Annotated in this window: 24 protein-coding genes; 16 read left to right on the top strand and 8 right to left on the bottom strand. The window is 50.2% G+C overall.

All coding sequences use genetic code 11. From position 1 onward, the window contains the following. Nucleotides 1-44 precede the first annotated feature (44 nt). Nucleotides 45-383, bottom strand: a complete 339-nt coding sequence (locus AC1BI1_RS03225; RefSeq protein WP_476715831.1) for a phage holin family protein — start codon at nt 381-383, stop codon at nt 45-47. Between the two features lie 66 nt (nt 384-449). Continuing rightward, nucleotides 450-1,202 carry a nickel pincer cofactor biosynthesis protein LarB gene (gene larB / locus AC1BI1_RS03220; protein ID WP_476715830.1) on the bottom strand — a complete coding sequence of 251 codons (753 nt, stop codon included), beginning with the start codon at nt 1,200-1,202 and terminating at the stop codon, nt 450-452. Between the two features lie 118 nt (nt 1,203-1,320). On the opposite strand from larB, the gene spoIIP reads away from it, so the two are divergent. Next, complete coding sequence (gene spoIIP / locus AC1BI1_RS03215) at nt 1,321-2,346, top strand: stage II sporulation protein P (RefSeq protein ID WP_476715829.1); 1,026 nt, start codon at nt 1,321-1,323, stop codon at nt 2,344-2,346. Nucleotides 2,347-2,358: 12 nt separating this feature from the next. On the opposite strand, the gene AC1BI1_RS03210 is transcribed toward spoIIP, so the two are convergent. Beyond that, nucleotides 2,359-2,796 (bottom strand): GatB/YqeY domain-containing protein, encoded by a 438-nt coding sequence (locus tag AC1BI1_RS03210; RefSeq protein WP_476715828.1) that lies wholly within the window; start codon nt 2,794-2,796, stop codon nt 2,359-2,361. A 177-nt stretch (nt 2,797-2,973) separates the two neighbouring features. Between AC1BI1_RS03210 and AC1BI1_RS03205 the strand changes: the two genes are divergently transcribed. Together AC1BI1_RS03205 and AC1BI1_RS03200 are read left to right on the top strand one after the other, a co-directional pair. Continuing rightward, complete coding sequence (locus tag AC1BI1_RS03205; RefSeq protein WP_476715827.1) at nt 2,974-3,606, top strand: NUDIX hydrolase; 633 nt, start codon at nt 2,974-2,976, stop codon at nt 3,604-3,606. Between the two features lie 4 nt (nt 3,607-3,610). Continuing rightward, a complete protein-coding gene (locus tag AC1BI1_RS03200; protein ID WP_476715826.1) occupies nt 3,611-6,058 on the top strand; it encodes a DNA internalization-related competence protein ComEC/Rec2 in 2,448 nt (815 codons plus the stop codon). A gap of 32 nt (nt 6,059-6,090) precedes the next feature. Here the strand turns inward: AC1BI1_RS03200 and AC1BI1_RS03195 are convergent, their stop codons facing one another. Beyond that, nucleotides 6,091-7,032: a 3-hydroxyacyl-CoA dehydrogenase family protein gene (locus tag AC1BI1_RS03195; protein ID WP_476715825.1), complete on the bottom strand. Its 942-nt coding sequence runs from the start codon at nt 7,030-7,032 to the stop codon at nt 6,091-6,093. A gap of 264 nt (nt 7,033-7,296) precedes the next feature. On the opposite strand from AC1BI1_RS03195, the gene AC1BI1_RS03190 reads away from it, so the two are divergent. From AC1BI1_RS03190 to holA, 13 genes are all read left to right on the top strand, one after another. Beyond that, nucleotides 7,297-7,473, top strand: a complete 177-nt coding sequence (locus AC1BI1_RS03190; RefSeq protein WP_476715824.1) for a Flp family type IVb pilin — start codon at nt 7,297-7,299, stop codon at nt 7,471-7,473. 108 nt (nt 7,474-7,581) lie between these two features. After that, complete coding sequence (locus AC1BI1_RS03185; protein ID WP_476715823.1) at nt 7,582-8,106, top strand: A24 family peptidase; 525 nt, start codon at nt 7,582-7,584, stop codon at nt 8,104-8,106. Between the two features lie 5 nt (nt 8,107-8,111). Then, nucleotides 8,112-8,513 carry a TadE/TadG family type IV pilus assembly protein gene (locus AC1BI1_RS03180; RefSeq protein ID WP_476715822.1) on the top strand — a complete coding sequence of 134 codons (402 nt, stop codon included), beginning with the start codon at nt 8,112-8,114 and terminating at the stop codon, nt 8,511-8,513. A gap of 7 nt (nt 8,514-8,520) precedes the next feature. Further along, nucleotides 8,521-9,459, top strand: coding sequence for a pilus assembly protein TadG-related protein (locus AC1BI1_RS03175; RefSeq protein ID WP_476715821.1), 939 nt, complete (start codon nt 8,521-8,523; stop codon nt 9,457-9,459). Between the two features lie 17 nt (nt 9,460-9,476). Further along, nucleotides 9,477-10,205 carry a Flp pilus assembly protein CpaB gene (cpaB, locus tag AC1BI1_RS03170; RefSeq protein ID WP_476715820.1) on the top strand — a complete coding sequence of 243 codons (729 nt, stop codon included), beginning with the start codon at nt 9,477-9,479 and terminating at the stop codon, nt 10,203-10,205. A 24-nt stretch (nt 10,206-10,229) separates the two neighbouring features. Further along, nucleotides 10,230-11,447 carry a CpaE/TadZ family protein gene (locus AC1BI1_RS03165; RefSeq protein WP_476715819.1) on the top strand — a complete coding sequence of 406 codons (1,218 nt, stop codon included), beginning with the start codon at nt 10,230-10,232 and terminating at the stop codon, nt 11,445-11,447. A gap of 15 nt (nt 11,448-11,462) precedes the next feature. Further along, a complete protein-coding gene (locus AC1BI1_RS03160; protein WP_476715818.1) occupies nt 11,463-12,815 on the top strand; it encodes a CpaF family protein in 1,353 nt (450 codons plus the stop codon). A gap of 21 nt (nt 12,816-12,836) precedes the next feature. Continuing rightward, nucleotides 12,837-13,805: a type II secretion system F family protein gene (locus tag AC1BI1_RS03155; RefSeq protein WP_476715817.1), complete on the top strand. Its 969-nt coding sequence runs from the start codon at nt 12,837-12,839 to the stop codon at nt 13,803-13,805. A gap of 13 nt (nt 13,806-13,818) precedes the next feature. After that, nucleotides 13,819-14,727: a type II secretion system F family protein gene (locus tag AC1BI1_RS03150; RefSeq protein WP_476715816.1), complete on the top strand. Its 909-nt coding sequence runs from the start codon at nt 13,819-13,821 to the stop codon at nt 14,725-14,727. Nucleotides 14,728-14,754: 27 nt separating this feature from the next. After that, nucleotides 14,755-15,153 carry a DUF192 domain-containing protein gene (locus tag AC1BI1_RS03145; protein ID WP_476715815.1) on the top strand — a complete coding sequence of 133 codons (399 nt, stop codon included), beginning with the start codon at nt 14,755-14,757 and terminating at the stop codon, nt 15,151-15,153. Then, on the top strand, nt 15,117-16,676 hold the full coding sequence (locus tag AC1BI1_RS03140) for a HAMP domain-containing protein (protein ID WP_476715814.1): 1,560 nt from the start codon (nt 15,117-15,119) through the stop codon (nt 16,674-16,676). The genes AC1BI1_RS03145 and AC1BI1_RS03140 overlap by 37 nt, the downstream gene beginning before the upstream one ends. 23 nt (nt 16,677-16,699) lie before the next feature. After that, a complete protein-coding gene (locus AC1BI1_RS03135) occupies nt 16,700-17,836 on the top strand; it encodes a sensor histidine kinase (RefSeq protein ID WP_476715813.1) in 1,137 nt (378 codons plus the stop codon). A gap of 329 nt (nt 17,837-18,165) precedes the next feature. Then, entirely contained in the window at nt 18,166-19,152 is a 987-nt protein-coding gene (gene holA / locus AC1BI1_RS03130; protein ID WP_476715812.1) for a DNA polymerase III subunit delta, read from the top strand. Between the two features lie 30 nt (nt 19,153-19,182). On the opposite strand, the gene AC1BI1_RS03125 is transcribed toward holA, so the two are convergent. The 4 genes from AC1BI1_RS03125 to AC1BI1_RS03110 all read right to left on the bottom strand — a co-directional run bounded on the left by AC1BI1_RS03125 (nt 19,183) and on the right by AC1BI1_RS03110 (nt 21,256). Then, nucleotides 19,183-19,356, bottom strand: a complete 174-nt coding sequence (locus AC1BI1_RS03125) for a hypothetical protein (protein ID WP_476715811.1) — start codon at nt 19,354-19,356, stop codon at nt 19,183-19,185. A 73-nt stretch (nt 19,357-19,429) separates the two neighbouring features. Then, nucleotides 19,430-19,699 carry a 30S ribosomal protein S20 gene (rpsT, locus tag AC1BI1_RS03120; RefSeq protein WP_476715810.1) on the bottom strand — a complete coding sequence of 90 codons (270 nt, stop codon included), beginning with the start codon at nt 19,697-19,699 and terminating at the stop codon, nt 19,430-19,432. A gap of 57 nt (nt 19,700-19,756) precedes the next feature. Next, a complete protein-coding gene (gene uppP / locus AC1BI1_RS03115) occupies nt 19,757-20,542 on the bottom strand; it encodes an undecaprenyl-diphosphatase UppP (protein WP_476715809.1) in 786 nt (261 codons plus the stop codon). Between the two features lie 90 nt (nt 20,543-20,632). After that, entirely contained in the window at nt 20,633-21,256 is a 624-nt protein-coding gene (locus tag AC1BI1_RS03110) for a ComEA family DNA-binding protein (RefSeq protein WP_476715808.1), read from the bottom strand. Nucleotides 21,257-21,258 lie beyond the last annotated feature (2 nt).

Here is a 21,258-nt window from a genome sequence, read left to right as displayed (position 1 = left end):
AAAAGCGGGCCCGGCTAAAAGCCCGGCCCGCTCTTCGGGGTATTTTAGCGTAGCTCCGTCGGCACAAAGGCATCGATAACACCGATAACTAAGGCCGCCAGCAACGCCCCTAGCACATTTACCTGTAAAACATTGGGTACCAAGAACTGTGCTAGGTAAATTACCACCGCCGCCACAATAAAACCTACGATACCCCGGCTGCGAGGCGAAATCCGTTTACCCAGTAAAGTTTCTGCCAACCAGCCCAGGGCAGCAATAACCACTGCTGCAATAAGCGCCCCGGTAAAACCTGCTACCCGTATACCCGGCAACAGGTAACCCACCAACATTAGCACTAAAGCTGAAACAATAAATCGGATAACAACGCCTAGCCAGTTGTTCACTCTTATTCACCTCCTTTTTAGGTTTTGCTATAGCTTTACCCAAAAAAGAGGTGAATTATACCATTCCTACCTTTTTAGCCTGGTAATGGCCGTAGCCAGTGCTGCCGCGCCAAACCCGTTATCTATGTTTACTACGCCCACACCAGCAGCACAACTATTAAGCATAGTTAATAGGGCCGCCAAACCGCCAAAACTCGCCCCATAGCCCACACTGGTAGGTACGGCAATAACTGGCTGGGCTATCATTCCGGCCACCACGCTGGCCAGAGCCCCCTCCATACCGGCCACTACAATGACCACATCCGCATGCCGCACTTTGTCCATCTGGTCCAGCAGACGGTGGATGCCGGCCACTCCTACATCATATATCCTTTCCACCTCATTCCCCATTACTTCCGCTGTAACAGCAGCTTCCTCAGCTACGGGCAGATCGGCGGTGCCGGCGCTTAAAACCGCTACCCGCCCTCCGGTAGGAGGTATTTCCCCAGCCGGTACAACAATGGTGCGGGCCAGGGCATTGAACTGGGCGCGGGGTAACTTTTCGGCTACGGCATTGTAGACTTCTTCGCTAGTCCTCGTTACCAGCACAGTAGTTTCGGCCGCAGCCAGGCGGCAGGCAATGGCTACAATTTGCTCCTTGGTCTTGCCCTGCCCAAAGATTACTTCCGGGAAGCCATTGCGTAAAGTCCGATGGTGATCCACTTTAGCAAAACCCAGTTCCTCATAACGCAAAACTTTAAGTCTATCCATGGCTTCCTCCAGGCTAACCTGACCCTGCTTAAGAGCTAGCAAAAGCTGTTTTAACTTTTCTTCCGTCATTTAGTTTCCCCCCATTGCTTTAGTATATTTTGCCCTAACTTCTACAGGAGTTCAACTCTAACCTGGTCTAAAAAAGGGTTGGCAGGAATAAAATGGCTGTAGCAAGGGGGAACGACCCTTGAATATTTACTTCATCACCAACTGGAATACAAGAAAGTTATTCAAAGTCTGGCTGCGGATTTTATTTTTATTTTTAGCTGCTTTGTTATTGGTTCGGGGCTCCGGCCGCATAACATACTTTTTACGGCAGATACCGGCAGCTATAGCCGGTTACTCCTACTCTTTACCTTTATCCTTTTGGGAAGGCATTTTAACTGAGGGTATGCCCACCCTGATCCTTAAAGCCGCTAATCAATCCAATCTCGACGGAGCCCATATCTGGCCCGCTCTCCAGGCCTTAAACCCTGGCCTGGCCCAGCTTCTAACCACCGAAGAAGAGGAATATCCCCTACCCGAAGGGCAGGAAAGCCCGCCCCCACCCCCTCCCCTGGACTTAAACAGAGTCCAGGAAGGGAGCAAACATCCTTTAGTGGCCCTTTACAACACCCATAATGCCGAAGCTTACGCCCCTAGCGATGGGGTAGAGAAAATGCCGGGTAAAAACGGCAGTATTGCCAGAGTGGCAGCCTCCCTGGCTGAAAGCCTGAACCAGGATTACGGTATACCAGTGGTTCGCTCCGATACTATCCATGACTACCCGGATTTTACCCGTGCCTATGCTAATTCGGAAAAGACGGTGCGCCGACTGCTGGCCGAATACCCTTCTATCCAGATAGTGTTAGATATTCACCGCGATGCCGGTCTAAAGGAGCCACCAGTAGCCTATATCAATAACCAAGAGGTAGCTCAGATTTTGATCATTGTCGGCAGCAATGCCCGGCTAGAACATCCCAACTGGCGTCAAAATGAAGCCTTTGCCCGGCGGTTGGCCGCCAAGATGGATGAACTCTATCCAGGCCTTTGTCGCGGCGTGCGCGTGCAGCAGGGTCGCTACAACCAGCACTTACACCCGCGCGCCCTCCTTTTGGAAATAGGGAGCAGCAACAATACCCTGGATCAAGCCGAAAGGGCGGCCCGCTTGTTAGCGCGGGTAATATCCGAAGTGTTGCGGGACTTGCGCCAGGAAAATCCCTTGGCGAGGTAAAAGAAGGCCTATTTACCCTAGCAACTGCTTTACCATTTCATTGGCTTTTCTGCCATCAGCCTTTCCGCGAATTTTAGGCATCAGAGCAGCCATAACTTTGCCCACGTCTTTGCTCGATTTAGCCCCTACTTCGTCCATAGTTTCCCTTATAAGGGAAGTGAGTTCCTCGTCGCTCAGCTGCTGAGGTAAATAACCCTCAAGCACCTTTATCTCTGCCTCGGTCTGCTGTACCAAGTCTTCCCGGCCACCCCTGGCGAACTGCTCCAGGGCCTCCTTCCGCATCTTTATCTCCCTCTGGATTACATTTACAATTTCTTCCTCATTTAGGGTACGCTGCCTATCTATTTCCGCATTCTTAATGCTGGCCAAAACCATGCGAATGGTCTGGAGCCTGATTTTATCCTGGCTTTTAAGAGCTTCTTTCATGTCTGAAGTCAACTTATCCTTCACTACACCATACCTCCTTGCTTGGAACTCCACCCTCGCCTCCGGTTTTCCCTCAACTCTACTCTAGTACAGTTTTGCCCAAAATTCCATAGAAGAATTATAAAATAGCTAGACTTAAAGATGCCACAAGCGCTATAATCAGCTTAAAGTAAGGCCCTTCCGGCAGGTGATTTGGTAAAGATGCAAGATTTTGGTCCAGCAATAGAACACATAAAAGCCAAGATCGCGCAACATACGAGCAGCCTTATGGATGGTGACCGCTATATCCGCTCGGCCGTATTGGTTCCCCTTCTGCGGGAAAAAGATGGTACCTATTCGATCCTTTTTGAAGTTCGTTCCGCCAAGCTGGCTACCCAGCCAGGAGAGATCTGTTTCCCCGGAGGGCACGTAAGCCCAGCTGACGCTCACGAAGAAGAAACTGCTGTAAGGGAAACCTGCGAAGAGCTCGGGGTTCCCCCGTCCTCCGTGGAAATATGGGGAAGGCTGGACATTCTAGTTACTCCCTTTAAGCAAATTATATACCCCTTTGCGGGTTACTTAAGGGAACCGGAGCGCATCAGGCCCAATCCCCAAGAAGTGGGAGAGATTTTCACTGCCAGGTTAGATCTTCTCCTCAGCCTCACCCCAGAATACCATGAAGTAACTATAAAGGTACATCCTCCAGAGGACTTTCCGTTTCACAAAATCCCCCACGGCCGGGAGTACCCCTGGCGCACCGGCACCTGGCCCGAATTCTTTTATGAGATCGAAAACCGTATAGTTTGGGGAATGACAGCTAGAATCCTGCATCACTTCCTAAAGATTGTAAGGTAACAGTATGGTTGCACACCCTTTAGTTTGGGCCGCCCTGGCTTATATATGCGGGCTGTTGCTGGCGCCCTTCATCCGGGTGAAGCCGTTCGGGCCTCTGGCCTTGGCTCCAGTCTCTTGGGTGCTGGCTCACCTTTTCCGGCAACCTTATTTTCGCCAGCCAGCTCGGCCCTTAGTCTGGTTAACATTTTTTCTTACCGGATTTACGGCCCTCGGCTTGGGGATTAACCTTTGGGATGGCCATCGTAACCAGAGCCAGCTAGCAAATGACCGCGACACTTTTCTCTACCTTACTGGCATGGTAGCAGAAGAGCCTACGTTGTATCCCGACCGGGTAGTCTATACTCTAGCGGCCCGGGAGGTGAGCCAGGGGAACTACCGGAAAAAAGTTAACGAGCGGGTACAGGTTGTTCTTTACTGCCCGCCCCAGAACGGACAACTCCCCCTTTACCGCTACGGAGATATCCTCCGCCTCCACGGCCAGTTAACCCTCCCGCCGAAGGCCCGTAACCCCGGCGAATTAGATTATAAAGCTTATCTAGCTCGGCACTATGTGTATAACCAGATGATTATAAAAAGCCCCGGGCCGGTGGTTAAAATAGGAACCGAGCCGGGGAATCCCCTGGTACGCCTGGCTCTAGCCGCCAAAGAAAAAGCCGGGAAAACCTTGACTGCGGCCCTGCCCCGGCGGGGAGCAGGGATTCTCCAGGCCCTGCTCTTTGGCGATAAAGAGCAGCTCGATCAAAACGACGTGGAAACCTTCCGTACCTTGGGTGTAATGCATATATTTGCAGTCAGTGGACTGCACGTGGGGTTTGTCGTCCTCTTCCTCATGAGCCTCTGCGGTATCCTGAAGGTGCCCCTGGGCAGCAGCGTAATCATGGGCATAGCAGGGCTTATCTTCTATGCTGCCGTAACGGGTTTCACCCCCTCTGTTAGCCGGGCCGCTATAATGGGTAGTATAGGGCTCCTGGCCTACTGGAAGCGGGAAAAGGCCTCCTTATACGATTCCTTAGCTCTGGCTGCCCTGGTCATATTGCTTTTACGGCCGCGTTCCCTTTACGAGCCCGGCTTCCAGCTCTCCTTCCTGGCTACCTGGGGCTTAGTCTATCTGCATCCCTTATTCGAGGGCCTCCTTTCTCGTCTTCCTCCCTGGCGGCGTTACCTGGCAGTTCCTCTGGCAGCGCAGGTAGCAGTGTTGCCCCTCACTGCTTATTACTTTAACATTCTGCCCCTTTTAGGCCTGCCCGCTAATCTGGTAGCAGTCTCCCTAGTGGGCATTATTGTCACCCTGGGCCTGGCCGCCTTTCTCCTGGCCCAGGTTTTTCCACCTGTTGCCGTAGCCATTGCCTCAGCCACCGGCCCCTTGCTGGAAATACTTCTGCGGTCCCTCTCTCAAATGAGCAGAATACCGGGTGCCTCTATAACAGTGCCCACTCCTTCCTGGGGTTGGATAATGGGATATTATGCTGGGCTGGTGCTGCTTAGAGAGATATATGCAAGGTGGAATCACCCCCGGCTTCTCTGGTGGCGATCGCGGTATCTAAAGAAAAAAGTCTTGCCTGCTCTCGCTGCGCTGTTGGCTTTGTTTTCTCTGGGCTTCTTTCAACTGTTTAATTATCTTTCTCCCCGAGAGCTGGAGGTAACCTTTCTGGATGTTGGCCAGGGAGATGCTATCTTTATTTCTACTCCTCAAGGTAAACATGTGCTTATAGATGGCGGCGGCCGGCCGGAAGAAGATATGGGGAGTGAGGTCGGGCGGCAGGTGGTAGTGCCCTTTTTGCGCCGTCAGGGAGTAAAACGCCTGGACGCCGTGATCAGCACCCATCCCGACGCCGACCACCTGGGTGGGCTACTGGCAGTAATAGAAGAAATACCGGTATCTTTGGTTGTTCTACCGCCTTTAAGGGACTCCTTCCGTCAAGAGTATGAACCCCTGCTAGAAAAATTAAAAGCTGGAAAAATACCCTGGTCTGAGGCCGAACGGGGGGATAGCCTGCGCTTAGATTCTTTAGTCCAGTTGCTCTTTCTGAATCCCGGCCAGCCTATCCATAATACGCGCTCGGACAGCAACAACAATTCCTTGGTAATCCGGCTCCAATATGGAACCACCAGTTTCCTCTTCAGCGGCGATATCGAAGCCGAGGCCATGGCCGACCTTACCAAAACCCGGCTAAACCTGGCCAGCACTGTGTTTCAGGTGCCCCACCATGGCAGCCGTTATGGCCTGCAAAGGGAATTTTTAGACCAGGTGAATCCCCGGTTGGTGGTTATCTCGGTAGGAGCTAAAAATAACTTTGGCCACCCCGCCCGGGAAGTAATAGATTACTGGCAGGTAAAAGGGGTGCCCGTTTTCCGCACTGACCGGCAGGGAGCGATTAGCTGTTTCAGCAATGGTCACAGGCTAAAAATAAAAGGTATGGATGGAACTACGTGGACGCTGGAGACCGACTAGTAAGCACTCAATCCCCTGGCTAGGTTAAGAATTTACTCCTTTTGGGCGTCTTGTTCCAGGAAATAAAGCAGGAGTTTATTTCGTTCAAATTTGGCCTTTTGAATCCTGTCCGGCGTCCACTCATAAAGTCCACGACCGGTTTTGCTGCCCAAGTCACCGGCTTCTACCTTGGCCTGCAAGAGGCGGGAAGGTCGGGCGGAATTACAAAGATCTCCCAGAAGGTAAGTAGAAATACTATAGAATACATCTAACCCCCCCAGGTCAGCACTGGCTAAAGGCCCTGTTACCGCCAGACGCCGTCCAAACCCGTATTCCACAGCTTTATCTACTTCTGCCGGCTCAGCCCAGCCCTGCTCCACAATATACAAGGCTTCGCGCAGCAAGGCTAATTGTAAACGATTGCCGATAAATCCTAAACATTCTTTTTTGAGCCTGACCGGCTCTTTCCCCAGGCGCCGGAGCCATTCTATAGTAGCCTCCACCGTGGCCTCCGAAGTACGCTCTCCGGGTACCACTTCGACCAAGGGAAGGAGTTGAGGAGGATTCCAGAAATGGGCTACTATTACTCTCTCCGGGTACCGCGTTCCGGCAGCAATGGCTGTGGGGCTAATACCTGAGGTAGTACTGGCCAAGATTACCTGAGGGGGACAAAGGGAATCCAGTTGTTTAAAAATTTCTTGTTTTAGTTTCAGGTCTTCTGCCACCGCTTCTACTACCAAATCCACTTCCCGCACTGCTTCTGGAAGAGCCGTGATCCCCTGAATACGAGCTAAAATATCGTCAGCATCTGCTCTAGTCAACTGATTATTATTTATTAACATCTCCAAACTGGATGTTATATTTTGGAAGCCCCGCTCAAGGCTCCCCTCAGAACGCCCAAACATATATACTTCCCAACCGGCCTGGGCGCATAACTGCGCTATACCGTGGCCCATGGTGCCCGTGCCAATTACTGCTACTTTATGGATCGCCATACTTATCCACTCCCCCGATATCATTGGTTAGCTAACGTTGCAGAAACAGTAGCCACTCTCTATATTGTAAATCAAAAAATCAACTTGTCACCACTTCTCGAGCTAAAGCTACAAACCATAGGCTTTAGGTCCCACTTTTTAGGACTACTTGCCCATTCAAAATAATGACCTGGTCATAACTGAAAATGAGCCCAAAGCCGGATAGAAAATTACTTTATATTCACTTAAGATCAAAGTAACCAATTCGTAAAGGAGGGCTGGAGCATGCAATTCCTAAAGAGAATTTGGGCCGAAGAAAGTGGACAAGGAATGGCGGAATACGGCCTCATACTCGCTCTAGTAGCTGTGGTTTTGATCGCATCCCTAGGAATTTTGAGCGGCGGTATTAAAAATATCTTCGAAGGAGTGGGCAATAAGCTCCAAAACCAACCAGTCCAATAACCGGGTTTTTGTTTAGTAACCGAGTTTCCTTCCGGGCCCTACTTAAGTCCCATACCTTGAGTAGGGCCACTTTATAAAAATAGATAAGAGAGAGTTGAGGGTAGGCTCATGTTGAAAGAAGCAGTACTGTTACTCTTATTAGTTACCTGCGCCTATACGGATTTAACTAAGCGCTTAATCTTAAATCGAGTGCTCCTTCCCGCCGCGCTCTTTGGCCTTATCTATGCCGGCCTGAACTACGGAATGAGCGGCCTCCAGCAAAGCTTAACAGGTATGATTGTAGGCTTTTTATTATTGCTGCTGCCCTTTTATCTAGGGGGTCTGGGAGCGGGTGATGTAAAAATGCTGGCTACCATCGGGGCCCTGCAGGGCCCGCAGTTCACCATCCGCGCCTTTATATTCAGTGCACTGGTAGGCGGGGTGTGGGCTCTAATTTATCTAATACGCAGAGGGAGGCTTGGGCCTACCGTAAAAATACTTTTAATTAATGGCTTGTTTTGGTGGTACGGTTCTCGCCTGAGCGGCTTAAGGCTTCTCTCTCCCGCTCCGACCTCTGCAGATGAATCAGAAGAAACGTTGCCCTACGGCGCGGTCTTGGCCCTGGGCACTTTGCTAACCTACCTGAGCGGGTGAAAAAATTGAGGCGGCCAAGGTCTTTATTATCCAACTGCCAGGGCCAGGCCCTGGTGGAGCTAGCTTTAATCTTACCGTTTTTGCTGCTCCTTATAATGGGTACCTGGGAAATAAGCCGAATTTTGCACAGTTACCTACTCTTGACCAGCGCCAGCCGCGAAGGCGCCCGGGTAGGTGTCGTGGGAGCCAGCGATGACGCCATCCGGGAGCGGGTGAAGGAAGTAGCTGCTACTTTAAATCTTACTGATATGGATATTACCATTACGCCAGAACAGGGCCTGCGCCTTCCGGGAACTGCCCTTAAAGTACAGGTTCGTTACAGTGTGGAGCTAGTCACTCCTGTTCTTTCCGGTTTAGTTTCTAATCCCTTTCCTCTGACTGCCGAAACTACCATGAGGGTGGAATAATATCGTTATGGCAAGGAGGCTAAGGTTTAACCGTTTATTACAGGAGGAAAAAGGTGTAGCTTTAGTTTTTGTGGCCCTTAATTTAGTAGTTACGCTGTCTTTTGCGGCTTTGGTCATTGACCTGGGCCTTTTAGCTTTATCCCGTAACACTTTGATTAATGCCGTGGATGCTGCCGCCCTGGCCGGTGCCCGAGAACTGCCTGATAATCCTGAATTGGCCAAAATGGTGGCAGCTGAGTATGCTTCCTTAAATGGCGTCGAGGCTATAGAAGCGGAAGTTGCGCAAGATAGGCAATCCCTCACGGTAACAGCCAGGAAAAGAATAACCTATTTTCTTGCTCCGCTAATGGGCTTGGCCAGCGGCGAAGTTCAGGCCAGGGGAACCGCCATGGTGGCCGGCATTAGGGCCATACGAGGTGCAGTTCCTTTGGCCGTCCCCAACCAGGATTTCCAGGTGGGGAGCAAATACCTTCTCAAGCTGGGCGCCGGCCAGGATTCCCCCCTAGGGCCGGGCAATCATTTGGCCCTTTCCTTAGGGGGTACCGGCGCCAGCAACTATGAACGGAATTTAATGTACGGTTACTGGGATTGGCTGAGAGTAGGAGAGGTCGTGGCTACGGAGACGGGAAACATGTCCAACCCCACTAAGCGAGCCATTGATTACCGGATAAGTCTTTGCCAGCATTCGCCCCCCTGTACACCAGAGAATTTTGCTCCCGATTGCCCCCGCGTACTTATTGTGCCGGTTTATGACCCGGCTGTAGTCCAGGACGGCCAGATCAAGTCCATAGTTATTGCCGGCTTTGCGGCGTTCCTGGTAGAACAAGTGCGCGGCCAGGGCAAGGACAATTATATTGAAGGTTATTTTATACGTACCGTAGCAGCTGGGGAGGCTGACCCCAGCCAGCATAATTATGGCTTGCAGGGTGTAAAGTTAGTGCAATAAGCTAAAGGAGTGTTCTGATGCGTCCTAAAGTGCTATTGGGACTTTCTCTAGTCATAGCCCTGGTCGCCGCCGTCTCTGTTTACTATTATCTTAACCAGTTAAGAAGCACCTATCAGCAAACGGGGAACTTTAAACAGGTAGTAGTAGCCCGGCAAAGGATACCGGCTAGAACTCAGATTACTGCCCAGATGGTGGAAGTTAAAGAACTGCCGGCCCAGTACATAAGCGACCTGGCCATTACGGAGCTCAAAGAAGCCTTGGGTAAGACAGTAAAGGCAGAAATCTTGCCGGGCGAAATACTCCGCCGGGAAAAATTGGCCAGTGGTAAAGATGCGGCCGAAGGGCTGGCCTTTCTTGTCACCCCTGGCAAAAGAGCCGTAACGGTGGCTGTGAATGATGTATCTGGCCTGGCTGGTTTGTTACGCCCTGGCGACCGGGTTGATGTTCTGGGTACCTTCGAACTACCAGGGGGTTCCGGCCAGGAAAAAGCCACTCTTACCTCTTTAATAGTCCAGAACATTGAAGTGCTTTCGGTGGACCAGGCCCTGGCCTCTCCAGGCCAGCCAGTGGCTGATGGCAAAAAGCAAACCGGTTACCGCAACGTAACTCTACTGGTTACACCTGAGCAGGCCCAATCTTTAGTCCTCAGCTCGGAAAAGGGCAGCATAAGGTTGCTTTTAAGGGCACCTGCAGACCAGGACATTATTTCCCTCCCTTCTCTAAAAATGCAACAGCTTGTTCGCTAGAAATGTTGGCGGGAGGTAATCCATATGAGCGAGACCACCGTTATGATTGTCGATGATATATCCACTACGCGGGAAGACATTAAACGTTTGCTCTATTTTGAGGAAGATATCAAAGTTGTAGGGGAAGCGGGCGACGGCGAAGAGGCCATTCGTCTGGCCCAAACTTTGAGGCCCGATGTGGTGCTGATGGACATCAATATGCCTGGTGTGGACGGTATCGCTGCTTCTGAAGCCATTACCAGTCTCCTGCCGGAAACAGCAGTGGTCATCATTTCCATCCAGGGCGAACCGGAGTATTTGCGTAAGGCCATGGCTGCAGGTGCCAGGGATTACCTGGTGAAACCCTTTACCAGCACTGATTTGGCCGAAACCATTCGCCGAGTGGCGCGCACCCAAAAGCAGCAGATACTGCAGCTTAAATCTCCGGCACCTAAAGCAGCTCCCCCAACAACAGCAGCAGCACCAGCGCACCGGATGCTGGTGGTGTTTTCTAGTAAAGGTGGCGTGGGTAAGACAACCCTGGCCTGTAATCTGGCCGTCAGTTTAGCCCAGGAGACAGGTGAAAAAGTGGTTCTGGTCGACCTAAACCTCCAGGGCGGTGACGTGGCCTTAATGCTGAACATAATTCCCCGTGGTACTATCGCCGAGCTGGTACAAGAGGAAGATCACGGCGAGATTTCCGTGGTGGACAGTTATCTCTATCCCCACCTGGCGGGCCTGAAAGTTTTGCCCGCACCTCTTAAGCCGGAACAGGGAGAACTGGTAGCAGTTAAAGATGCCGAAGCCATTCTTAAAATATTAAAGGATAACTATACTTATGTGGTTGTAGATACGGCACCTGGTTTTAATGACTTAAACTTAAGCGCCCTGGAGATGGCCGACGATATCTTGCTCATTGTTACACCCGATTTACCTGCCCTCAAACATGCCAAAACCGGTATAGAAGTTCTGGAACGCTTAAACCTGGCCAGCAAGGTCAAGACCATTCTAAACAAATCTACCGTAGAAAATGGCCTACCCTTGCCGGAGATTAACAAAATTCTCGGGGTTACGCCGGTGGCTATATTACCCCACGCTGAAAAAATGGTGCTGAACTCCATAAACCGGGGGCATCCCTTTGTCCTCACCCAGCATAGGCGCGCTTTAACCCAGAGGCTCAGGGAGCTGGCCCAGCAATTTATACTTGTGGAAAAGAATAACCAGGTTAAAACCCGACAGAAGAGATTTTTCTTTCTAAGATAAGGAGGGGTTAAAGGCATGTCCCTGCTAGCACGGTTAGAACAATACAAAGGCGGGGTGATGGGAGGTACTAAGAAGCAGGAAAAAATGAATCTTGCTCTCAAAGACCCTTATGCCCAGCTTAAAAACTTGATCCACAAAAAGATCATTGACGAATTGAAAGAAGCACCATTAGACGAAGATAATGATGGTGACCAAATAGCTGCTAAAATCGAGAAGAGGGTTTTAGAAATCCTAGCCGAGTTGGAAGAGCCTTTATCAAAAACGGAGCGCCAGCGCCTAGCGCGGGAAATTACCGATGATGCGGTAGCTTTCGGTCCTATTACTCCTCTCTTAAATGACCCAGAAATATCCGAAATCATGGTTAACGGTCCAGAAAAAGTATATGTGGAGCGTAAAGGTAAAATTGAGCTCACTGATATTACCTTTCGCGATAATACCCATGTCATGCACATTATCGAAAAAATCGTAACTCCCCTGGGGCGGCGGATTGATGAAAGTGTTCCTATGGTAGATGCCCGCTTGCCAGATGGCTCCAGGGTTAACGCTATCATTCCACCCGTAGCTTTAAACGGGCCGACCATTACCATTCGCAAATTTTTCAAAGATCCCCTAACTATTGAGGATCTCATTCGGCTGGGCACCCTAACTACCCAGATGGCCAAATTTTTGGAAGCATGTGTTAAAGGACGGCTAAACATCATTGTTTCCGGAGGTACTGGTAGCGGTAAAACAACCACCTTAAACGTTCTATCTTCCTTCATACCTGCAGATGAAAGGATTATTACCATTGAAGATGCGGCTGAACTCCAGTTGCGCCAGGAACATGTTATCACTCTGGAAAGCCGTCCGCCGAACATTGAAGGCCGTGGAGCTATTACTATCCGGGACCTAGTAAGGAATGCCTTGAGGATGCGCCCTGACCGCATTGTGGTGGGCGAAGTAAGGAGCGGTGAAGCTCTAGATATGCTACAGGCCATGAACACCGGACATGACGGTTCCTTAACTACAGGTCACGCTAATTCCCCCCGGGATATGCTTTCCCGGTTGGAAACTATGGTCCTTATGGCCGGAATGGATTTGCCGGTCAGGGCCGTACGAGAGCAAATAGCCTCGGCTATTGATCTTATCATTCACCAGAGCCGTTTCAAGGACGGTTCACGTAAGATTACCCATATTACCGAAGTGCAAGGTATGGAAGGGGACACTATCACCCTTCAGGATATTTTTGTCTTCCGGCCAGAAGGTTATGACGCCAACGGTAGGGTAAAAGGGCGCTTTACCGCCACGGGCATCAGGCCCAAATTCTTAAGCAAGTTAGAAGCCCATGATATTGTTTTGCCTCCCGAAATTTTTCATCCTTCGCTTTAGAGAGCAGTGGGGGGAAACATGTTGTCCTTACCTACCTTTATAGCTATGATGATTTTCCTGGCGGTCTTCTTCCTCGCCTTTTCCTTAACCAACTGGGAGTACCTTAAGCAGGCGAGGGTGCATGAGCGCCTGGAAAAAATTCTGGGGAACCAACCCCAAAGAAGTGAAAATAAATCTCCAGATAAGAGAGATAAATGGGGCTTTAAGGTCCTGGAATACTTAGGGAAACTAGTGGGAACCAGGGGCTTAAATGCTAAAATAGACAGGGAACTGGCCAGGGCAGATATTCCCCTTAAAGGTGAAGAATTCTGGGGGCTAACCTTGCTATTGAGCTTAGGGATGGGAATCCTTACTTACGTTTTTACCCGCAATTTATTCTTCACAACAGCAGCAGTATCCTATAGCGCTTATCTTCCCTGGGGGGCTGTACGGGTAAAACAGAATAAGCGCCGGGCTAAATTTAATGGCCAAATAGGTGATGCCCTGGTTATTATGGCCAACGCTCTGCGGTCTGGTTTTAGCTTCTTGCAGGCTATGGATATGGTACGCAAAGAAATGCCGGATCCTATCGCCAAAGAATTTGGAATAGCGCTGCTCGAGATGAACTGGGGTAGTTCCACTGAAGCAGCGTTAGCGGGCCTTAGTGAAAGGGTCAAAAGCGACGATTTGGATCTGGTCATTACTGCCGTCCTAATTCAGCGCCAGGTTGGCGGCAATCTAGCAGAAATTCTGGACAATATTGCCCATACCATCAGGGAGCGGGTGAGAATAAAGGGCGAAATTCAAGCTCTGACCGCTCAGGGCAGAATATCGGGCCTGATTATTGGTTTGCTGCCTACTGTCCTGGCCGTGGTTATCTATACCTTGAATCCCAGCTATTTAAGCCTGCTTTTTACCACTAAGGCCGGGCTTACTATGCTTGCCGGTGCCGGACTGGCAGAGTTACTGGGCGTCCTAATGATCCGGCAAATTATCCGCATCCAAGTCTAGGGAGGATTTTAATATGTCTTTCGCCATTGCGATGGAAATCTTTTTACTATGTTTTCTGCTAGGCCTTATGCTTTACCACCAAGTTGCCCCAGCCCGCCGAATTAGCGACATACTTGGCAGCCGGCCAGCCCTTACAGCCCGAGAACGGGAGCTAAAAATACCTTTCTACCAGCGCGCCGTAAAGCCTTTGCTGGACAAATGGAGCCAAAAATTGATTAAAATATTGCCAGCGGAAAAAGAAGCGGAACTGGGTCGCAGGATAAACCATGCACATCTCCAGCACAAAATAGCGCCCCGGGAGCTCATGATTTTAAAGTACCTGGGTAGCGCAGGGGGAGCCATTGGAGGTGGATTGGTAGCAGCGGGCTACCTTCAGCAATTAGGGGGTTTACTAGCTTTCTGTTTGGCTAGCTTGTTAGCCGGCTGGTACGGGCCCGATTTTTACCTCCATTTAAGAGCGCGGGAACGACAGCGAGCCATAGAAAAAAGTTTGCCCGACGTGTTAGACCTTTTGACAGTAAGCGTGGAGGCTGGCCTGGGTTTTGACAGCGCTCTGCTTAAAGTAGTAGAGAAAAGCAAAGGGCCCCTAGCGGAGGAATTTGGCCTTACCCTACAGGAAATTAGAATGGGCAAGCTCCGGGCCGAAGCCCTGCGCGATTTGGCAGCCCGTACCGGCGTAGACGAATTAGCCTCGGTTACCGGAGCAGTAATTCTCGCTGACCAGTTAGGCTTAAGCATTGGTAACGTCCTCCGGCTGCAGGCCAAACAGCTTCGCCTCAAACGACGTCAGCGAGCCGAAGAACTGGCCATGAAAGCACCGGTGAAAATGCTGATTCCCCTGGTGTTCTTTATTTTTCCTTCTATTTTTGTAATTTTGTTAGGACCGGCAGTTATTCAGCTTACGAGATACTTTCTTAGATAATAATTTGGCCAGGCTATCCGGGGGTGATTGAAAATCATTTTATTTAACGCTACCAAACAGGTGGTGGTGGCCAGACAGGTCCATCTGGCCCGCACTTTTTATGAGCGCTTTTGGGGTTGGATGGGGCGGAAAATAATCGGGGAGGAAGAAGCTTTAGTGTTAATCCCCTGCCAGGCCATCCATACCTGTTTTCTTAAATTTCCTTTGGACGTTCTCTTTGTGGCCTCTGATGGTAAAGTGCTCTTGACTCTGGCCAGCTTACGCCCCTTCCGCTTTAGCCCCTACGTGCGCCATGCCATGCTGGTAGTGGAACTGCCGGCGAATCGTCTGGCCCAAACTAATACTACCATAGGTGACAGGCTAGTTTTTTACAGTGGGGAGGAAACAGGGTGCTTAAAGGATCAGTTGCTAGGAAAATGGCTCTAGTTTGGAGTTTTTTACTAATCCTTATGCTTGGCTTGGCTGGGACCTCCTCTTTAACCAGTACCAGAAGCCTAGTTCAGGGGGAGTACGAAAGAGGAGGCCAGGAACTTGCGCGTATAATAGCCTTGATTTCTGCCGAATATATCTCGGCAGGAAAGCAGGAACTCTTAATTAACCTGGTCCACAAACTTAAGTTTTATGGTAATATCGATTATATAAGCATAACTGACGTTAACGGAAATGTTTTGGCCAGCAGTAAAAAAGAAGCAAGCAACTCACTGCTAGTTGGTAATGAATTGATGGCTAGCATCCCTTTACCAGACGGCAGGACCGGCGGTTATGTCCGCCTGCGCCTGGACCAGGCTCATTGGCAAAAATATACGCTAGCTACGGCTATTAGGTGGATCGTATATGCTTTAACTGCTCTCTTAGCAGGTATTTTCCTAGTAACTTTTTTGACTAGGCGGCTATTGCAAAAACCGCTGGCAGAGCTGGTAGCTACCGCAGAACTGGTCTCGGCCGGTGATTTTACTTGCCGGGTAAGCTTGCCCCAAGCCGATGAACTTGGTTTTTTCGCCCAGTCCCTAAATACTATGTGTTTTCACCTGGCCAATTTAATCGAATCAATCAAGATAGGTACTGCTGAACTGCAAAAGGGAGTGGAGCAATTAACAGCCGTTCTCCAGGGAGCAGCCCGTACCAGCCAGCGTTTTATGCGGAATCTGGGGTTCTTAAAGGAAAATGCCGAGGAACATGTGAAAGCTTTAGCTCGGTCAGCTTCCCTGGCTGAACAACTTATCAACATCTTAGAACATATTAACGAACACGAAAAAGTTAGTTCTTCTCTTACCGATAATGCTTTAAAGCTGATAGACAAGGGGGCGAGCGCCTTCAGGGAAACCATTAGCCGACTGGAGGAGTGCCGCCAGATCCTGACTGAGAACCAAAAACTGCAAGCCGGCCTTTTAAGCAAAGGAGAGCTTTGGGATACAATTATAGCTAACCTGGCAGCTCTTATGGAGCATCTGGCCCCTTTTGTGGTAGAAGTGGCCCTGGCAGCAGCCAAGTCTGGCAAAGGGGAATTAACCGCTACTGCGGAAGAGTTAAGCCAGGCTTTACGAAATGCCTACTCTTATCTTAAAGAGATGCGGCTGGAGCTGGCAGCTCTGTTAGAAGCGGGACGGACTACTCAGCAGACGTTAGAAAAAAGCCTGGATCAGGTGAAGGTGGTTGAAACTCATTTGGCTAAGCCCAGGGAGGCATGGCTAGAGCTGGAGCATACCTTGCGAGAAAAAATCGGGTTAGAAAGTGAAATTCAGGCCCAGGGCCAAGAGCTGGCAAATACCGTGGGGAGTCTGGTCCAGGGCCTTGGTGAACATTTAACCGCTCTAAATAAGTTGCTATTAAATAACTTGAACAGTGACAGCCTGTGCGTTGCGGATTGGGAGGAAATTAATTCCCTTGTTAAAAGGCTCGCGCGTTCCACTGAACGCCTCCATGCTTTGGCTGCCCAGTATAAAGCCTAGAACTTGAGGATGAGGTGAGGGCGGTGCTGGATACCAGCGCCTTAGATTACATCCTGAAAGAGACTATCGAGGCCATTGAACGCAGTCAAGCGCAGATATTTGAGATTGCCGAAAATGCGCGAGCAGAGGTAAAGCAAATCAACAGCGAACTGGCTCAAGTAAAAATGGAATTAAGCGCAGTTATCGAAGAGGTCGATAGGCTGGAACGAGCTGAAAAAAAAGCTCGGATACGTCTGGCCGAGGTCAGCAGAGACTTTAATCGTTATACTGAACAAGACATTAAAGCAGCTTACGAGACAGCCTATAATTTGCAAATCGAGCTTATTAAGCTTAGAGAAAAGGAAAAGATGCTGCAGTACCGGCGCAATCACTTGGAAGCGAGTTTTCGCCGCTTACAGCTCACCCTCCAGAAGGCCGAACAGTTGGTCTCCCAGGTGGGAGTGGTACTCAATTATTTAAGTGGTGAACTCCATGATTTGAGCTTAAAGATCGGTGAGCTGCAACAAACACAGCAATTGGCCCTAAGCATCATCCGGGCACAGGAGGAAGAGCGTAAACGCGTAGCCCGGGAAATCCACGATGGTCCAGCTCAATCCTTGGCCAATATTGTTCTGCGAGCTGAATATTGCCTTAAACTTTTGGACAAGGACCCGGGCCAAGTCCGGGAAGAGTTGCAGGCCCTGCAAAATATTGTCATGATCAGTCTCCAGGATATTCGCAAGATTATTTTTGACCTCCGGCCCATGGCCTTAGATGATTTAGGGTTAGTTCCTGCTTTAAAGCGGTACTTTGCTACTTATAAACAACAATACGGGCTAGAAGTTGAATTCCTCTTTTTTGGACAGGAGCGCCGCCTAGAGAATACCATGGAAGTGGCCCTTTTCCGGATTATTCAAGAAGCAGTAAACAACATCAAAAAACATGCAGGAGTTAAAAATGCTGTGGTTAAAATGGAAATGCTCCCCAATAAAGTAACCATCTCTATTCGCGACGAAGGTCGAGGCTTTGATTTGAATAGTGTCCAAGGAAATAAAGAAAGTCCAGGTTATGGCCTCATCAGTATGCGGGAAAGAGTCCAGCTTTTGAAAGGCCAGGTAAAAATTACTACTGCACCGGGTAAAGGTACCAGCATAAGCATCACCATACCCTTAGAGGAATAGACCAGTAAACATGAGGCGAGGGGCTTTACCACTGAGTTATCCCCACTTTTTGCAGAGCAGGCCTGCTTGGGCTTGGAAGCGAGCGACTAAACCTGAGCGGTTAGCCAAACTTAAGCTTGGCGAAAGGCGGAGGCAGGCCCGAGGGCATGAGACCTTCGGCCGGCAACTGAGGCAGGAAGCCGAATTTGCCGGGAAGCCTGCCGGAGCCTTGAGCCAAGCGCTAGTTTGGCCCGCGAGGGTTTCCGGAGCGAGCGGAAGCCAAGCAGGCCGGGATCAAAAGTGGGGATACGCTAGGTTTTACCATGGACTTGAACCAGGGGGCAAGACAAATGACCTGGCCAGAACTTCAACAGGAATTGTCCAAGGGACATATAGCACCAGTATACCTGTTTTATGGCGAGGAAAAATATTTACTAGTTCAGGCGGTAACAACTCTTAAAAATAGAATATTATCCCCGGAGGCACAGCTTTTTGATTATCAGGAGTTCTCCGGTGCAGAGGTTACCCCGGAGAACCTCTTAATAGCGGCCCATACACCACCGGTACTGGCTGAAAAGCGCCTAATTTTAATCAAAAATGCCTCGCTGGATAACGAGGGGTTGCTCGCTTATCTTGATCAACCTTCCCCCACTACTTGCTTGGTATTAATAGCCGAAGGGGAAATAGACAGGAGAAACCAAGCCTTTAAGAAGATCGAGCAAGCAGGCCGCGTCATCGAGTTTAGTCCTCTTAAGCCCGCTGCCCTGGCCAGCTGGTTAAAGCAAGAAGCGAAGAGAATGGGTCGCCACATGGACAACCGTGCTGCCCAAGCTCTGGCCCAGGCAGCAGCTGACCTGCAACAAGGTGTGATGGAACTGGCCAAGCTGGATTTGTACCTGCCACCGGGAGCCCCTTTCACTATAAAAGATATCCAAACTTTAACCCCTGAGACTTTGGCTGCGGATGCCATCTTCCAGCTGGTAGATGCCTTGGGCAATGGCCAGGCCTCAATAGCCACCAGCCTCTGCCGGAAACTGTTAGCTTCTGGCGAAGCCCCTTTAGCTATTTTGGGCATGATGGTGCGCCAGTTCCGCTTGATATTACAAGCTCATATTGCCGGGCTGGGCTCCTCCAATCTGGCTAAAATTCTTAATCTCCCGCCGTTCGTGGCTCAAAAAATAGCCCGACAGGCCTCAAAATTTTCCCTGGATGCAGCGGCAGAAGTTTTAGAAAGACTCCTTAAAACAGATGTGGCTATAAAAACGGGGGCCGGCGATCCTTCCCTCCTTCTGGAGCATACAATTTGGGTTATTACCAGACAAAAGGGAACGGGCTAATTTCTCTCCCATTCCCTCTTTTGCCTTTACCTACCTTGCACGCTCTGTGTCGTTTTTGTCCTTCGCTGTTCTACCGGTGGCTATTGTCCCCGGCGTCACTTCAGGGCTAAATTCAAATTCGCCTACACCCCCGGCTGGGCGGCCAGGAGCGGGACTGAAGGTCCGCCTTTCTTTAGCCCCTTTTCCCTTCTCCTTCTCGGCCAAAATAAATCCCCCCTTTCAGCTCTATCTGTTGTTAGTATGCCATGTGAAAGGGGGGATTACACTCAGAAAATTTTTAGCTAGCAACTGTACGGTTAAAGCGCAGCTGTAATCGGGATTTTTTCCTGGCCGCCGTATTGGGATGTAAAACGCCCTTGGTGACTGCTTTATCGATGGTCCGGATAGCTTGCCTTAGCGTCTCCCTAGCCTGCTCTATTTCACCGCCAGCTAGCGCTACCTCAAATTTTTTAATGGCCGTTTTTACCATAGATTTAATGGATTTGTTGCGCAAAGTGCGCTTCCGTATAATCTCGATGCGCTTTTTTGCCGATTTGGTGTTGGCCACTAATATGTCACCTCCTCCGGTGTATTTTATCACGCCTGGATTCCCTGCGCAACGGGGTCAGCCACGCCAGACTTCTACTATTAAAACCAAGGCAGCGAGTAAAAGGCGATACCAGGTGAAGAGTACATAACTGCCACGGCGCAAGTATTGTAAAAGAAACTTGATGGCCAGGAACCCCACTACAGCGGAAGTAATTACACCCACGGCAAAGGCTGCATTTATCTCCTGCCAGGCTAGATTTCTAAATTCCCATAGGGCTGCACCCGCAATAATGGGGATGGACATTAAGAAGGAAAAACGAGCTGCAGTTTCCCGGGTCATTCCCGTAAGAAGCCCCGCCGTCATCGTTATACCGGAGCGAGATACGCCGGGAATTATAGCCAACGCTTGGGAAAGGCCCACCAGGACACTATCTACTAGGTTAATCTCCTCTAGCTTTCTCCTTTTAGAACTTATACGGTCGGCTGCCCAGAGACCAATACCCATTAGGGAAAGGGTCAAGGCTATTAACATAGGGGTTCGAAAAACTGTTTGCGCCTGTTCTTCTAGCATTACTCCGAAAAGGGCTCCGGGAACAGAAGCCAGAACTATATAATAGAGCAGGCGCCCATCCCGATTGTGGGGCTGGCTTAAACCCTTACCTATTATCTCCAGCAATTCACGCCAGAAATGGGCCACCACCGCTACCAGAGTCCCCAGGTGAAGGGCCACATCAAAGGTGAGGCCGGGATCAGGCCAGCGAAAAAGAAAGCGAACTAATACCAGGTGAGCCGAACTGGAAATAGGTAAAAACTCTCCTAAACCTTGAATAAGGCCTAACACCAAGGCCTGCAAAATAGTCATTCTGCTTAACCCTTCCTCTTTTAAGACAAAATCACAGAGACAGTTTAGCTTGCTTTTAAGGGAGTTGTCAAGAAAAGACGAGCTAAAGCTCTACTGAACAGTAATCAAATCCTTTAATTCTTCAAACCGCTTGGCCCCGATGCCCGACACGTTTTGCAGGTCTTCTATAGAACGGAAAGGGCCATGCTGCTGGCGGTAGTCCAAGATCCGCTGGGCCAGTGCGGGTCCGATCCCAGGAAGACTGTCCAGTTCCTCCAGCCCAGCCGTATTAATGTTGACTTTACCTTTAGATTTATTACCTGTCGAACCGGGAGCCGCATCGGTACTCGCTTCTTCTCCTGCCCGCGGTACAATAATTTGCTGGCCATCTTTTAAAGGTGCAGCCAAATTCAAAGCATGAGGATTGGCTTCTGGCAGCGGCCCGGCCAGCTGGACTGCTTCGCTTACCCGGGCACCTGCCGGTAACTGGTAAACTCCTGGCCGCCCTACGGCTCCTGCTACGTGGACTGTTATGGTACCCTGTTCCTCTTTATTTTCCTTAGGCGTAGCCCCCATTTTATCCCCGGCAACCGATGACCCTTGCCCCTTCTCCACCACCGGCACCGTGGCTTCCTTCCCCAGGCGCCAGCGGTCATACTGCACGCCGGCTCCAAAGAGCAGGGCTGCTATGACCAGCAGCCCCGCCCAGCGCACTCGGTTATCCCACTCCCACATGC

The sequence above is a fragment of the Thermanaeromonas sp. DSM 22490 genome (assembly GCF_056378755.1).
Note: the sequence above shows the minus strand (reverse complement) of the source record. Positions and strands in the feature narration are given on the sequence as shown.